The organism is Pseudomonas sp. B16120 (assembly GCF_044218845.1).
Classification (GTDB): Bacteria; Pseudomonadota; Gammaproteobacteria; order Pseudomonadales; family Pseudomonadaceae; genus Aquipseudomonas; species Aquipseudomonas paracarnis.
Genome location: NZ_CP162588.1, coordinates 3,402,869 through 3,417,645, shown reverse-complemented (window position 1 = coordinate 3,417,645; position 14,777 = coordinate 3,402,869). Strand labels below are relative to the sequence as shown.

At 61.5% G+C, this 14,777-nt stretch carries 13 protein-coding genes; 5 read left to right on the top strand and 8 right to left on the bottom strand.

Annotated elements, in window-relative coordinates; genetic code table 11:
* Positions 1 to 90: 90 nt before the first annotated feature.
* A complete protein-coding gene (locus AB4P90_RS15910) occupies positions 91 to 1,800 on the bottom strand; it encodes an amidase (RefSeq protein WP_020302599.1) in 1,710 nt (569 codons plus the stop codon).
* A gap of 191 nt (positions 1,801 to 1,991) precedes the next feature.
* On the opposite strand from AB4P90_RS15910, the gene AB4P90_RS15905 reads away from it, so the two are divergent.
* Positions 1,992 to 2,306, top strand: coding sequence for a DUF2834 domain-containing protein (locus AB4P90_RS15905; protein WP_014718650.1), 315 nt, complete (start codon positions 1,992 to 1,994; stop codon positions 2,304 to 2,306).
* Positions 2,307 to 2,803: 497 nt separating this feature from the next.
* On the opposite strand, the gene AB4P90_RS15900 is transcribed toward AB4P90_RS15905, so the two are convergent.
* A complete protein-coding gene (locus AB4P90_RS15900; RefSeq protein WP_032872382.1) occupies positions 2,804 to 4,015 on the bottom strand; it encodes an MFS transporter in 1,212 nt (403 codons plus the stop codon).
* A gap of 102 nt (positions 4,016 to 4,117) precedes the next feature.
* Between AB4P90_RS15900 and AB4P90_RS15895 the strand changes: the two genes are divergently transcribed.
* Positions 4,118 to 4,939 (top strand): helix-turn-helix domain-containing protein, encoded by an 822-nt coding sequence (locus AB4P90_RS15895; RefSeq protein WP_014718649.1) that lies wholly within the window; start codon positions 4,118 to 4,120, stop codon positions 4,937 to 4,939.
* On the opposite strand, the gene AB4P90_RS15890 is transcribed toward AB4P90_RS15895, so the two are convergent.
* Positions 4,932 to 6,122: an MFS transporter gene (locus AB4P90_RS15890; protein ID WP_395605127.1), complete on the bottom strand. Its 1,191-nt coding sequence runs from the start codon at positions 6,120 to 6,122 to the stop codon at positions 4,932 to 4,934. The genes AB4P90_RS15895 and AB4P90_RS15890 overlap by 8 nt on opposite strands.
* Positions 6,119 to 7,141 (bottom strand): alpha/beta hydrolase, encoded by a 1,023-nt coding sequence (locus AB4P90_RS15885; RefSeq protein ID WP_395605126.1) that lies wholly within the window; start codon positions 7,139 to 7,141, stop codon positions 6,119 to 6,121. Before AB4P90_RS15885 ends, AB4P90_RS15890 begins: the two co-directional genes overlap by 4 nt.
* A gap of 163 nt (positions 7,142 to 7,304) precedes the next feature.
* Between AB4P90_RS15885 and AB4P90_RS15880 the strand changes: the two genes are divergently transcribed.
* The gene (locus AB4P90_RS15880) at positions 7,305 to 8,228 is read left to right on the top strand and encodes an AraC family transcriptional regulator (RefSeq protein ID WP_198833556.1); all 924 of its coding nucleotides are present in this window, start codon (positions 7,305 to 7,307) and stop codon (positions 8,226 to 8,228) included.
* On the opposite strand, the gene AB4P90_RS15875 is transcribed toward AB4P90_RS15880, so the two are convergent.
* Complete coding sequence (locus AB4P90_RS15875; protein ID WP_395605125.1) at positions 8,203 to 8,709, bottom strand: GAF domain-containing protein; 507 nt, start codon at positions 8,707 to 8,709, stop codon at positions 8,203 to 8,205. The two genes, AB4P90_RS15880 and AB4P90_RS15875, sit on opposite strands and share 26 nt — an antisense overlap.
* 53 nt (positions 8,710 to 8,762) lie before the next feature.
* Positions 8,763 to 10,265: a glycine betaine/L-proline transporter ProP gene (proP, locus tag AB4P90_RS15870; protein ID WP_014718644.1), complete on the bottom strand. Its 1,503-nt coding sequence runs from the start codon at positions 10,263 to 10,265 to the stop codon at positions 8,763 to 8,765.
* 576 nt (positions 10,266 to 10,841) lie between these two features.
* Here proP and AB4P90_RS15865 point away from each other — a divergent pair.
* Together AB4P90_RS15865 and AB4P90_RS15860 are read left to right on the top strand one after the other, a co-directional pair.
* Positions 10,842 to 11,372 (top strand): GNAT family N-acetyltransferase, encoded by a 531-nt coding sequence (locus AB4P90_RS15865; RefSeq protein ID WP_014718643.1) that lies wholly within the window; start codon positions 10,842 to 10,844, stop codon positions 11,370 to 11,372.
* A 143-nt stretch (positions 11,373 to 11,515) separates the two neighbouring features.
* The gene (locus tag AB4P90_RS15860) at positions 11,516 to 12,919 is read left to right on the top strand and encodes an MFS transporter (RefSeq protein ID WP_019817168.1); all 1,404 of its coding nucleotides are present in this window, start codon (positions 11,516 to 11,518) and stop codon (positions 12,917 to 12,919) included.
* Here AB4P90_RS15860 and AB4P90_RS15855 read toward each other — a convergent pair.
* Complete coding sequence (locus AB4P90_RS15855) at positions 12,906 to 13,751, bottom strand: alpha/beta fold hydrolase (protein ID WP_395605124.1); 846 nt, start codon at positions 13,749 to 13,751, stop codon at positions 12,906 to 12,908. The genes AB4P90_RS15860 and AB4P90_RS15855 overlap by 14 nt on opposite strands.
* Positions 13,748 to 14,731: a DMT family transporter gene (locus tag AB4P90_RS15850; RefSeq protein WP_395605123.1), complete on the bottom strand. Its 984-nt coding sequence runs from the start codon at positions 14,729 to 14,731 to the stop codon at positions 13,748 to 13,750. Before AB4P90_RS15850 ends, AB4P90_RS15855 begins: the two co-directional genes overlap by 4 nt.
* Positions 14,732 to 14,777: the final 46 nt, after the last annotated feature.

The window sequence follows — 14,777 nt, the reverse complement described above, 5'->3', positions numbered from 1 at the left end:
GCGAATGCGCCGTGTCAGTCACCTGATTTGTTGACTGGTACACTTCATTCGCGAGCAAGCCCGCTCCCACACTTTGAGTGAGGAGCCCAGCTAGATAGCCGCCAGCGGTGGCGTACGCGGCGGGATCATCCGTTTGCTGCCGGTGGCTTCGAACGCCGAGGCAAAGCGCAACAGCGCCGAATCGTCATAGGCACGCCCGGCGAAGGTCAGCCCCACCGGCATGCCAATGTCCGCCATCACGCCCATCGGCACGGTGACGGTGGGTACGCCCAGGTGGCGGATGGCGAGGTTGCCGTTGGCGACCCATACGCCGTTGCTCCAGGCGATATCGGCAGACGCTTCGTTCACATCGGCATCGGCCGGTCCTACGTCGGCCACGGTGGGGAACAGCACGGCGTCAAGCCCCAGGGTGTCCATCCAGTCTTCCAGGTCCAGGCGCCGGGTTTGCTCCAGGCCGCGCAGGCCATCGGGCACGGTGCTGATCTGGTCCCATGAGGTGATGCCGCGTTGGGCCATGCGCACGTATTCGTCCATGCCGGCGGCCAGGTCGTCTTCACGGTTGGGCAGGGTGCCGGGGTCGTGGGGGAAGATGTTCGGCCCGTCCACATCGGCCAGGCGGTTCAGGTGCGGGTCGCCGTTGGCGCGCAGGAAGTCATCGAAGGCCCAGGCTGACAGTTCCCACAGTTCGTCGTGGAGGAACTCTTTAGAGACCAGGCCACGGGTAAACACCGTCGGTGCGCCGGGGCGGTCGCCTTCGCAGTTGGACACCAGCGGGAAATCCACTTCGATCACTTCGGCACCCGCCGCTTCCAATGCCTGGCGCGCGGCTTGCCACAGTTCAATCACCGTGGCGCGGGTGTGGATTTTTTGCCCGGTCGGGCCGCCGATACCGGGTTTTTCGCTGGTGCCAGCCTCCGGGTCGGCGTTGATGTACATGCGCGGCACGCCAAAGCGCTTGCCGGCCAGGCTTTCGCTGTTGACTGCCAGCGCCGCGTAGGACTCCGGGCGCACCGAGGTGACGCTGGGGATTGGCACCCAGGGTTGCAGGCGCCACAGGTCGCCTCGTGTGTCCGGGTCTTCGGCCACCACGACGTCGAGCACTTCCAGCAGGTCGGCCATGGTGCGCGCATAGGGCACTACCACGTCCATGGTCGGGGTCAGCGGCCAGTTGCCGCGCACGGAAATCACCCCGCGTGAAGGCGTGTAGGCACACAGGCCATTGTTGGAGGCCGGGCCGCGACCGCTGGACCAGGTTTCTTCAGCCAGCCCGAACGCGGCAAAGCTGGCGGCGGTGGCGGTGCCGGCACCGTTGGAGGAACCCGACGCAAACGGCGCGGTGAGGTAGTCGGCGTTGTAGGGGCTTTCGGCGCGACCGTACACGCCACGTTGCATACCGCCATTGGCCATCGGCGGCATGTTGGTCTTGCCCAGGCAGATAGCGCCACCGGCACGCAGACGCTCAATGGTGAAGGCATCGCGCTGGGCCACCAGCTTGGCAAACGCCGGGCTGCCGGATGCAGCCGTCAACCCCTTGACCAGGTAACTGTCCTTGGCCGTGTAGGGGATACCATCCAGTGGCCCCAGGGTTTGCCCCTTGGCGCGGCGTGCATCAGACGCCTGGGCTTCTTTGAGCGCATCGGGGTTGCGTACCACCACGGCGTTCAGTGCAGTGGCCGTCTGCGGGCCATCGTAGGCATCGATCCGCGCCAGGTACGCCTGCACCAGTTCAACTGCCGTGGTCTGGCCGGCTTCAAGCGCAGCGCGCAATTGGGCAATGGAGACTTCAGTAACTTGCATCACGTTTTTTTCGCCGCCTTCAAGTGGGGGTATGGCGGCAGTCTACGTACAGATATTTCACAAAACCAGCGCGGCCTACTTCGTGTGGGCGGCGCGCAGGACATCTCGAGAAAGACGTCAGCAGGATTGCGAGCGGCAGTCTCTTGTCGCTAAGGTGGCCGCGTTGATCAACGTTGCACTTCAAGGAAGAGACCATGCAAAAACCTTATATCGCCCTGGCGGCCTTGCTGGGATTCACCGTCTATACCGTGGCGACCATGCTCACGGCCGAGCAGTCACTGTTGGCATTTGGATGGGAACTGATGTCCAGACCCGATACGGCACAGGTGGTGATTGACCTGTATCTGATGGCGGTGCTGGCGTGTGTGTGGATGTACCGGGATGCGCGTGGGCGAGGGCGGTCGATGGCCTCAGTGCTGCCGTATTTTTTACTGACGGCAGTGTTTGTGTCGGTAGGGCCGCTGCTCTATATCGTGGTTAATGGGTTTTCTCGCCGGGCCATGAAGTGAGGCTTGTTGCTCCCGTGACGACCTGCCAGCGACGCTGATCTGACTGACACACGACGATCCAAAGTGTGAGCTGGCTTGCCTGCGATGGCGGCCTGACAGTTGACGCTTCTATACCTGAAGCACCGCGATCCCACTGTGGGAGCGGGCTTGCTCGCGAAGGCGGCCTGGCAGTCAACACAGTTGGATTGTGGACATATCCATAGCAGATCAAGAGCGGCTCGCTTCGCATCGTGGTTACCGTTGAGCGCTACGGAATTGTGTCGATACCTATGGTCATCGCAGGCAAGCCACTCACATCTGGATCGTGGGGGTGTCAGGTAGATAGGCTTCGGCTAGCAGGCCGCCATCGCAGGCAAGCCAGCTCCCACATTTGGATCTAGTGGTGTCAGATAAATATGCGTCGGCTGGCAGGCCGTCACGGGAGCAAGCTCCCTCGCCACAGGTCCCGCGTCGCCCCAAAGTTGTAGATAACTACGGCTATGGGGCGACGTGATCGATCAAACGCCTTTGGTCGACGGCAACAGTACCGTGAGGATGCCCACCAGCGGCAGGAACGAGCACAGCTTGTACACGTATTCGATGCCGTGATGATCAGCGAGCATCCCGAGCAGCGCCGCGCCGATCCCGCTGAAGCCGAACATCAGGCCGAAGAATATCCCGGCGATCATGCCCACATTGCCCGGCACCAGTTCCTGGGCAAACACCACGATGGCCGAGAACGCCGAGGCGATGATAAAGCCGATGACCACGCTGAGTACGGCGGTCCAGAACAGGTCGACGTAGGGCAGGGCCAGGGTGAACGGTGCGGCGCCGAGGATCGAGAACCAGATGACTTTCTTGCGGCCGATCTTGTCGCCGATCGGGCCACCGGCAAAGGTGCCCACGGCCACTGCGCCGAGAAACAGGAACAGGTACATCTGCGAGCTGGCTACCGACAGCTGGAATTTTTCGATCAGGTAGAACGTGAAGTAACTGGTCAGGCTGGTCATGTACCAGTATTTCGAAAACACCAGCACAGCCAATACCACCAGGGCGAAGGTCACGCGGCCTTTGGACAAACCGTGGGTGGCCTGGCTGCCTTGCTTGAGCTTGAACAGGTTGAGGTGGTGGCGGTACCAGCGGCTCAAGCCGTACAGCACCAGGATGGCGAACACCGCAAACAGGCCGAACCAGGCAATGTGGCTTTGGCCGTAGGGAATGATGATCGCCGCCGCCAGCAACGGGCCGAAAGCGCTGCCGGTGTTGCCGCCGACCTGGAAGGTCGATTGCGCCAGGCCGTAGCGCCCACCGGAAGCCAGGCGTGCGACGCGGGAGGTTTCCGGGTGGAAGGTCGATGAGCCCACACCTACCAGCGCTGCCGCGAGCAATATCGCTGGGAAGTTGCCGACAAAGGCCAGCATCAAGATGCCGATCAAGGTGCACACCATGCCCGCCGGCAATAGCCAGGGTTTGGGGTGGCGGTCGGTGTGGTAGCCGATCCACGGTTGCAGCAGGGAGGCGGTCAACTGGAAGGTCAGGGTGATCAGGCCGACCTGGGTAAAGCTCAGGCCGTAGTTGGCCTTGAGCATCGGGTAGATCGACGGCAGTACCGCCTGGATCAAGTCATTGATCAGGTGCGCCAGGGCACAGGCGCCCAGGACGCGCATGACTAAGGGGCTTACTTGCGAGCTGGTCGAAGGTGCGGCGGGTGACGCTGTGACTGTGGACATGCGGGCATTCCGTACAAGGCAACTGACAGGCGTGGAGGCGGGCGGCGGTGATGTGAACCGCCACTCCATCTGGACTCGGCGTTTATGCTAGATTCGGCGCCAATGCCTGTCTCGCGCAATTCGGGCAGAAACCATCGCAAAAAGGGCGAAATGATCAAATCACTGGATAAATTTCTGCGAGAGATCGATGAGGGCGACTGGGCCGTCATCAGTTCGGCCACCGATTACCCCGAAAACTGGGTGATCCCCGAACACAGCCACAACAAGCACCAACTGCTGTACGCCATTGGCGGTGTGATGGTGGTGTACTCGGCCCTGAGGCAATGGACGGTGCCGCCCAATCGTGGCTTCTGGATGCCTTGCGGTCAAGTTCACTCACTGCGCTGCGTAGGTACGCTGAAGATGCGCAGCGTGTTCGTGCGCCCGGACAGCTTCCCCAACTTGCCGGCCGAGCCCAAGACGGTGACGGTCTCGCCGCTGCTGAGCGAACTGATCAAGGCCTCGGTGAGCTTGAAACCGCCGTATGCCGAGGACTCACGCGACGCGCGGATCATGCACCTGATTCTTGACGAACTGGCCATTCTCCCGGCCTTGCCGCTGTCGCTGCCCCAGCCTGCCGACCCGCGCCTGAGCCCGATCTGCCTGGCGTTGCAGGATGAACCGAGTGATGCCTCCACCGTCGCCGACTGGAGTGCGCGGTTGGGATTGGACCAGACCACCATCCAGCGCCTGTTCCGTAAGGAAACCGGCATGACCTTCGGCCAATGGCGCCAGCAGGCGCGGTTGCTGCTGGCGCTGGAGCGCATTGCGGTGGGGGAGAAGATCATTGATGTGGCGTTTGAATTGGGCTACGAAAGCCCCAGCGCTTTTACCAGCATGTTCAAGAAACAGTTTGGCAAAACGCCGAGTCATTTTTTCAAGTAGCGTCGCTCGCCACGCGCGCGTGAGCAGGGCGCCGGGATGCCAGGTAAGCCAGCAGTGTGGCGACTACCAGCAAGGCGGCGCTCAACTCGAAGGTGGCCTGATAACCGCTCAAGTCGAATGCCACACCACCGACGGTGGCACCGGCGGCAATCGCCAACTGGATGATGGCGACCATCAACCCCCCGCCGGCCTCAGCGTCGTCGGGCAAGGTGCGCGCCAGCCATGTCCACCAGCCAACCGGTGCAGCTGTCGCTACCAGGCCCCAGCAGCCCAACAGCAGAGTGGTGACAATCGCTGAACCGCCGAACCCCACCAGCGCAAGGGCAATGCCGGCCATGATCAACGGAATGGCAATCAGCGTCGGGTACAGGTGACGCTTGAGCAAATGCTCAATCAACACCGTACCCGCCAGGCCGGCCAGGCCGAGCACCAGCAGCATCAGCGACAGGGTGGACACCTCGACCCGGGTCACGCCTTCCAGGAATGGCCGCAAGTAAGTGAACAGCATGAATTGGCCCATGAAGAACAGGCTGACGGCGCACATGCCCACGGCCACCTTGGAGTTTCTCAGCAGGCGCAGCGCATTGCCGGTGTTCGCTGCGCCGCTGTGCTTGAGCGCAGGCAAGCTCAGCCACAGCCAGGCCAGCGCAATCACGGCCACCGGCACCACGCAAAAAAATGTGCCGCGCCAGCCAATCAGGCCGCCAAGAAAGCTGCCCAGCGGCGCCGCGATCACCGTCGCCAGGGCGTTGCCACCGTTGACGATGGCCAAGGCCCTTGGCACTTGGGCGGGCTCGACCAGGCGCATTGCCGTGGCCGCCGACAGCGACCAGAAACCGCCAATCGCCACCCCAATCAATGCGCGCCCGAACATGAACACCGCGTAATTCGGTGCGAACGCCACCACGCTGCCAGAGACGATCATCAGCAGGGTCAGGGCCATCAGCAGGCGCTTGCGATCCATCCTCGCGGCAACCGCCGCGATCACCAGGCTGGTGAGCAAGGCAAACACCCCGGACACGGAAATGCCCTGGCCGGCCTGGCCTTCAGTGATGTGCAAGTCAGCGGCCAGCGGTGTGAGCAGGCTGACCGGCATGAACTCGGAGGCGACCAAGGCAAACGCCGCGAGCGACATCGCCAGCACCGCGCCCCAGCGTTGCGGTTGAGGGATAACGGAACTCACTGCAAGTGGCTCTGGAAGAAGGTGGTGAGCGTGTCAAACGGGATCAGTTCGACGCGGTCGTACAGGTCTACATGGCCGGCGTTGGGGATGACCAGCAATTGCTTGGGCTCGGCGGCGCGTTGGTAGGCGTCTTCACTGAACTCACGGGAGTGCGCGTCGGCCCCGGTAATCAGCAGCAGTGGGCGCGGCGAGATCGTCTCGATATCGTTGAAGGGGTAGAAGTTCATGAACTTGACGTTGCTGGTCAGCGTCGGGCGGGTGGTGGTCTGCGATGAGGCGCCTGCCGGGGTGACTTCGCCGCGCGGGGTGCGGTAGAAGTCGTAGAACTCGTCGCCGACCGGGTCGCCGGTAAGGCTGTGCGGCGTGCCACCGGTGTAGAGGGTCTCGCCGCCCTGGAACTCTACATAGCGCTGGTTGGCGGCCTGGCGCAGGATCTGCTGGCGCTGTTGCAAGGTCATGCCGTGCTTGAGGCCATTGCGGTTGGCCGCGCCCATGTCGTACATGCTGACGGTGGCGATTGCCTTGAGACGCGGATCGATCTTCGCAGCACTGATCACAAAACTGCCGCTGCCACAAATGCCGATGGCACCGATGCGTTCCCGGTCGACCTGTGGGCGAGTGCCGAGAAAGTCCACGGCGGCGCTGAAGTCTTCCACGTAGAGGTCGGGCAACACCGCGTTGCGCGGCGTACCGGCGCTTTGGCCCCAGAACGACAGGTCCAGGGACAGGGTCACGAAACCCTGTTCAGCCATTTTGGTGGCGTAGAGGTTGGCGCTTTGCTCTTTGACGGCGCCCATCGGGTGGCCGACGACCAGGGCTGCGTGCTTTGAGCCTGAGGCCAGGTGTTTGGGCACGAACAGCGTGCCTGCCACCTGCATGCCGTATTGATTGTTGAAGGTGACAGGTTCGGCCGTCACTGTGTCGCTGCTGTAAAAGTTATCCGCACCGTTAGACATATCGGCTCCAAATGAAGAAAGAGAAGTCACCAGCAAACCCAGGGCGAGCAAGAGGCGTTTCATAGGGATGTTCCTTGTGAAGTGTCCGCACATTTTCCGGGTGACGGCAGGGCTTCTGTAGTGCATTTGAGTGGATTACTTGCCTGATCCTCTGAGTTTCAGCGCCAGATGACGACGCCCGTGACTTGCGCGGGTAAAGTGCAATGAAGCATTGAAAGGGTCTGTTATGACGTCCACTCCCACCCCCCTGAACGCGCTGATCCAGTCGATTGGTTCGCGCACCCCGTCGCCCGGCGACTACGCGATGCCGATCCCCGGCCTGGGCTTTTATCGGCGTGAGCAACCCGCTGCGCCGGTGGTGTGCATGGTTGAGCCGTGCATCGTGCTGGTGGCTCAGGGCGAGAAGCAGTTGTGGGTCGGCGGCGAGGGCTACCCCTACGACACGTCCCGGTTCCTGGTGACGTCGCTGGACATTCCGGCCAATTCCGAGGTGCTGGCCGCCAGCCCCGAGCAGCCGTGCCTGGGGCTGACGTTCAAGCTGGACCTGCGCATGCTCGCCGAGCTGATCGCCCAGGGTGGCTTGCCGCCGGTGCGTGAGCGCGCAGTCATGAAGGGCGTGGGGATCGGCACGGTCACCGACGGCATGCTGGCCGCATTCGCGCGCCTGGTGACGTTGCTGGACGAACCCGAGGCTATCCCGGTACTCGCGCCATTGATCCAGCGCGAGATTCATTACCGGCTATTGAAAAGCGACCAGGCCGGCCGACTGCGCCAGATCTGCTCGGTGGACGGGCAGGGCTATCGAATTGCCAAGGCGATCGACTGGCTGAAGTTGAATTTCGACGGGGCCCTGCGTGTGGAAGAGCTGGCAGCGCGGGTGCAAATGAGCGCGGCGACCTTTCACCATCACTTCCGGCAACTGACCGCGATGAGCCCGCTGCAATACCAGAAATGGCTGCGTCTGAATGAAGCACGACGATTGATGTTGAACGAGCACCAGGATGTCTCCAGTGCCGCGTTCAAAGTCGGGTATGAGAGCCCGTCGCAATTCAGCCGTGAGTACAGCCGGCTGTTCGGGGTGCCGCCCAAGCGTGATATGGCAGCACTGCGGGGCCGGGCGGGTGTCAGTGATCCGCCGGGGTCAGATTAGCGTAGAAGATGCAGCCGATAAGCCGTGCGAACAGGCTCAGGGTTTCCGGCAGGTTCGGGTCGTTGAACAGCATGGCCCGTGAGTCCAGCGCACACAGCGCCCCGAACAGGCGGCCATCGGGCAGAAAGATCGGCGCACCGGCGTAGCTTTCGATGGCGTATTGCTTGACCACCGGGCGTGACGCGAAACGGCCGTTCTGGCTGATCTGGGGGACGAACAGGGTGTGTGGGTTGATGCAGAACTCACTGCACAGGGTGGTTTCCAGGTCGAGTACGTCGTCGACGTTGATGCCCATTTGTAGCGGGTCGTAGGCCGAACACACCACCCATTCCTGGTCGGTGAACTTGGCGATGCCGGCGAATCTCATCCCGGTCAGACGAGTGACCAGCTTGAGGATATTGGTGGTTGCTTCAATTTCGGCAATGGCGGCGCGCTCGTCTGCGCTGAGTAACCTGTGTGCGGCGGTGACGCTTGAAACCATGCTGAACGCTCCAATGGCGTGGTCGCAGGCCGCGACCACGCACAGTCAGGTTATTAGTTGATGCGCGGGTGTTGCTGTACCAGGTTTTCCCGCTTGGTTTGCAGCGCGGCAATCTCGGCATCGATGTCTTCGATTTTCTGCTCGATATTGTCGTGATGCTCCTGCAGCAGCTCCTTGGCTTCTTCCATGTCGGAAGCCGCCGGGGCCGCGCCACGCAGGGGCTTGTTGGCGGTTTCCTTCATGGTCAGGCCCGTGATCAGGCCAACCACCGCAAACACCATCAGGTAATAGGCGGGCATGTACAGGTCGTTGGTGCTCTCCACCAGCCAGGCCACGGCGGTCGGCGTAACACCGGCGATCAGTACCGAGACGTTGAAGGCGCTAGCCAGGGCGCTGTAGCGCAGGTGGGTGGGGAACATTGCCGGCAAGGTCGACGCCATCACACCGATAAAGAAGTTCAGCACCACCGCCAGAATCAACAGACCGCCGAAAATCAGGCCGGTCTTGCCGCTGGTGATCAGCATGAAGGCCGGAATCGACAGGAACAGCAGGCCGATGCTGCCGGCGATGATGAACGGCTTGCGGCCGATCTTGTCGCTGACAAAACCAATGAACGGCTGCACGAACAACATGCCAACCATGATCGCAATGATGATCAGCACGCCGCTGTTTTCGGCATAGTGCAGGTTGTGGGACAGGTAGCTCGGCATGTAGGTGAGCAGCATGTAGTAGGTCACGTTGGTGGCCGCGACGATACCAATGCAGGTCAGCAGGCTGCGCCAGTGCTTGGTGGCGATTTCCTTGAACGAGACTTTGGGGCCGTGGCTCAGGCCTTCGCGGTCACCCTGTTCGAGTTTGTCGACATGCTGTTGAAACGCCGGGGTCTCTTCCAGCGCGTGGCGCAGGTACAGGCCGATGATGCCCAGGGGCAGGGCGAGGAAGAACGGCAAGCGCCAGCCCCAGGCCTCGAATTCTGCTTCACCGAGCACGGTGGAGATCAACACCACCACACCCGCGCCGAGCACGAAACCGGCGATGGAGCCGAAGTCCAGCCAACTGCCAAGGAAGCCGCGCTTGCGGTCCGGAGCATATTCAGCCACGAAAATCGACGCGCCGGTGTACTCACCGCCCACCGAGAAACCCTGGGCCATTTTGCACAGCAGCAACAGGATCGGCGCCCAGATGCCAATGGAGGCATAGCCGGGGATCAAGCCGATGGCAAAGGTGCTCAAGGACATGATCACGATGGTGGCGGCCAGGACTTTTTGCCGCCCGTACTTATCGCCCAGTGCGCCGAAGAACAGGCCGCCCAACGGGCGAATCAGGAAAGGTACTGAGAAGGTGGCCAGCGCTGCGATCATCTGCACGCTGGGGGAAGCGTCAGGGAAGAACACCTTGCCCAGCACATAGGCGACAAAGCCATAGACGCCAAAGTCGAACCATTCCATGGCATTGCCAAGTGCGGCGGCGGTGATCGCCTTGCGCATCTTGTTGTCGTCGACAATGGTGATGTCTTTCAATCCGATGGGTTTGACGCGTTTTTTACGTAGTTTCATGCGGGCCACTCAAAAGCTGAACAGGGGAGGTGCCATCGCTACGATGGCACCGCTCTGTCAGTTCAGATACAAGTGGACACGAAATAATTCACCGCTTTGTGTATTTTTTCTCACGGGGGTAAAAATGCCGGGTTCTGGAGGCCGAAGCATGGCTATTGGCAAAACAGATCAAATGTGGGAGCTGGCTTGCCTGCGAAAGCGGTGGTTCAGTCAAAGATTCAGTGACTGACACACCGCCTTCGCGGGCAAGCCCGCTCCCACAGGGGATCTGTGCCAGGCAGGTTTTGTGGGTAGTACATGACCAATGTGGGAGCTGGCTTGCCTGCGAAAGCGGTGGTTCAGTCAAAGATTCAGTGACTGACACACCGCCTTCGCGGGCAAGCCCGCTCCCGCAGGGGATTTGTGCCAGGCGCATAACCGATGTGGGAGTTGTCGAGCCCCGGCGAGGCTGCGAAGGCGGCGGTACTGTTGGCAGTTGTGTTGCCTGGACTGTCGCCATCGCGGCCTCGCTAAAGCTCGAGCGCTCCCACAGGGGAATTGTCATTGTTAGTCAGGCAAAGCAGGGAAGTCATTTAAATGCCAAGCAGTCATTCACGCCTTACCTACCGCCAACCACGGGCCGCAGACGTTCAGCGATTGTTCGCGATCTTCGGTGATCCACAGACCAACTTGTTCAATCCTGCCGGCCCGCTGCCCAACCTAAATGCGGCACAACGGCTATTGGATCACTGGCTGGAGCAATGGACCTCCCAGGGCTACGGCTGGTGGGCGATTGCCTGCAAAGAGAGCCCCGAGCACATCATCGGGTTTGGCGGCATTGCGCCACTTAACTACCTGACGCAGCAGCGCATCAACCTTGGCTATCGCCTGGCCGTCGAGGCCTGGGGGCAGGGGTATGCCACTGAACTGGGGCGGGATGCCCTGGCGCTGGCGTTTGACACGCTATCTCTACCGGAAGTCTTCGGGTTAGTGCGACCCGATCATGCTGCGTCGATCCGCGTATTGGAGAAGCTCGGCATGCAACGTTTTGGCCTGCTGGATGATGTACCCGGCCAAGCGCCCAGCCTGGTGCTCAGGGTTTGTCATCCTACAACTGCACAAGCCTGACATTTTCCTATTCCGCGTAAATCCTCGATAAGCGGCAATCTTTGCGATTGACACTGCGTGGGCGTCTCGTTATAAAACTCGCAGTTGTACGACGACATATGACGTTACATATGTCCTACCTAACAAAAATAAAAAGTGATGCCATGAATCTGAACGAGCCCATCAGTGCCCTTCGTGTCGGCCAGGCGGTCGGCAGCTATCGCTGGACGATCTGCGCGATGTTGTTTTTCGCGACCACGGTCAATTACCTCGACCGCCAGGTGCTCAGCCTCTTGGCACCGCAACTGTCAACGCAGTTTGGCTGGAGCAACACCGATTACGCCAACATCGCGGCGGTGTTCCAGTTCGTCTACGCCATTTCCATGCTGTTTGCCGGGCGCTTCGTCGACAGGATCGGCACCAAGGCCGCCTATGTGGTAGCCATTGGTATCTGGTCCACCGGCGCGATCATGCATGCGTTTGCGGTGCCGATGGGCGAGGGTATCGCAGCCGTCAGTGGTGCCATTGGCCTGGCGGTGATCCCGGTGTCCATTGCCGGTTTCATGCTCTCAAGGGCTGTGTTGGCGATTGGCGAAGCGGGTAACTTCCCGATCGCGATCAAGGCCACTGCCGAATATTTTCCCAAGAAAGAACGCTCCCTGGCCACCGGTATCTTCAATTCCGGCGCCAACGTCGGCGCGATCCTGGCGCCGATCTGTGTCCCTCTGATTGCCGGCCTGTGGGGTTGGGAGGCGGCGTTTATGGTCATCGGCATGCTGGGTTTTGTCTGGGTAGCCGTGTGGGCCGCCGTTTACGAAAAACCGGAACAGCAAAAACGCCTGTCACCTGAGGAACTGGCCTACATCCGCAGCGACCAGACCGTACAACCGTTTACCCCGGCACCGACGGGCACCGCAGGAAAGAAAGTCTCCTGGTTCAAACTGTTGACCTACCGCCAGACCTGGGCGTTTGCCTTCGGCAAGTTCATGACTGACGGCGTGTGGTGGTTTTTCCTGTTCTGGCTGCCCACCTACCTGTCTGCCCAATACGGCATGAAAGGCGCCGATATCGTGATGCCGCTGGCGGTGCTGTACAGCATGACCATGGTCGGCAGTATTGGCGGCGGCTGGTTCCCCAGCTACTTCATGGCGCGCGGCGATGCCCCCTATGACGGGCGCATGAAAGCCATGCTGGTGATTGCGCTGTTCCCGCTGGTGGTGTTGCTGGCGCAGCCGTTGGGTTACCTCAGCTTCTGGGTGCCGGTGCTGCTGATCGGTGTGGGCGCTTCGGCACACCAGGCGTGGTCATGCAACATTTTCACCACCGTGTCCGACATGTTCCCGCAGAAAACCGTGGCCTCGGTGGTCGGCATTGGCGGCATGGCCGGTGGCCTGGGCGGCGTGCTCATGACCAAGATCGGCGGCTGGGTGTTCGACTATTACAAGTCCATCAACGACATCCATACCGGCTACATGATCATGTTTGCCATCTGCGCCCTGGCTTATCTGGTGGCATGGAGCGTGATGAAGACGCTGGTGCCGCGCCACAAGGAAATCACTGATCTGTGACGCTAGCTAGAAAGGTCATCAAGGCAGCGACGATGACCTCGGGCGCGTCCTCTTGCACCAGATGCCCCGCACGCGGGACGCGCAGGTAGCGTGCACCTAATCTACCTGCGAGCGCGTCGCCCTGTGCCACGTTGATCCATTGGTCTTCTTCGCCCCAGAGCAGTTGCACCGGGCAACGCAGCTCGGCGAGCCGCTCTTCAATCTGGTCGGTATAGCGCTGGTCCATCTGTGCAATCTGGCGATAGAAGGCGGGCTGGCCTACCTCGCCTGTCCAGGGCGTGACATAGGCGTGCAGCACCTCGGCAGGCAGCGGCGTGAAGGCGGCGCCCTGTAGATAGGCACGCACAATCGCCTCATGGATATAGGCCGGCGCGTCGCTGAAGGCCTGTTCATGGCGGCGCACATGCTGCACCAGCGGCGAACCCCAGGGCGCCATGGCGACGGGGTCGATCAAGGTCAGGTTGGCATAGTCGCAGCCATCAAGCAGATGCGCGCGCAGGGCCGTGGCGCCGCCAAAATCATGGGCGAGCACATGGGGGCGTTCCAGGCCCCAATGGTGTAGCAGGGCGGCGAGCAACAGGTTTTGCACGCCCAGAGACACGTCCTGGCCCGGCGCCTGTTCAGACTGGCCATAGCCAAGCAGGTCGTAATAGAACACGCGGTACTGCTGGGCAAACAAGGGCGCGATACGCCGCCACACATGGGAGGAGAACGGCGTGCCATGCACCATCACCAGCGCCGGCCCCTGGGTACCCAGTTGGCCCCAGCGCACGGTCTGATTGTGGAAGTCAAAGGTGTGGGGCAGTGCCAGTGCGTCGTTTGAATGGGTCATGGTTGAATCTCCCCGAAGGTCTGATGGGTTGTGGCGGGTTTTGCCTGCGCCAGGAGGATACGAACCGCCATGACCACACCGACGAGCACGGCAGCCAGGCCCACGGCTTCCATTGGCGTCGGCCAGCGCCGGTGAAAGCCTAGACCGAGCAGGCTGGCGAAGAGTGATTCCAGGGCAATCAATTGGCCACTCAGTACCATGGGCAGGCGCCGCGTTGCCGCGTTCCAGGCCCAGGCGCCGACCACCGTAGACATCACGGCGATGCCCAGGCTCCAGGCATACAGCGGCCATGCCTGGTTCCAGCCCGCGCCAAGGGTCGGCAACCGGAACAAGCCGAGCGTGTATAGCCACGGCAGCAGGCACAGCGCCGCGCCCCCTGCGCCTACCAGCATCAAGGCGGTCCACAGGCCGGTTGCGCGGGCAGGCAGGCGTGCCAGTTGCTGTTGATTGATGACGCTGAACCCCAGCCACAAGGCCACTGCGCCCAAGGAGAAACACAACCCCGCCAGCCAGGAACCGGTGCCGGAGGCGGGCAGGTGGAGGCTGCTGACCGTGGCCAGCAACAGCCCCACAGTGAGGCAGGACAACGGCATCACCAACTGGCGCCATTGCAGGGTCTTGTGACTGGCGTTGCCTATCAACGCCAGTAGCACCGGGACCATGCCGACAAACGCTGGCGTCAGCACCGGGCCGCCGAACATCACACCGCCAGCAATGCACACGCCATAACCGAGGCAACCCAGTGCGCCCAGTGCTGCGGCGAGCAGGCACTGGCCGCAGCTGAGTGCACTCAATTGCGCCCTGCACACCATCATCCAGGCGATGCCCAGCCCCCCGGCCATCAGGAACCGTACGGCCATCAAGTCGTAGAGGCTGTAGACGCCGGTGACGTAGGGCGCAATGAAGTTCAGCGCCCAGCCCAGGGTGGCGACAACGGCCAATATCACACCGGTAAAGAGTGAGGCGCGGGCGGTGGTCATCAGGCTGATCCATGAAGTGAGGGAGTCATGGTGCCCAGCGCGGCGG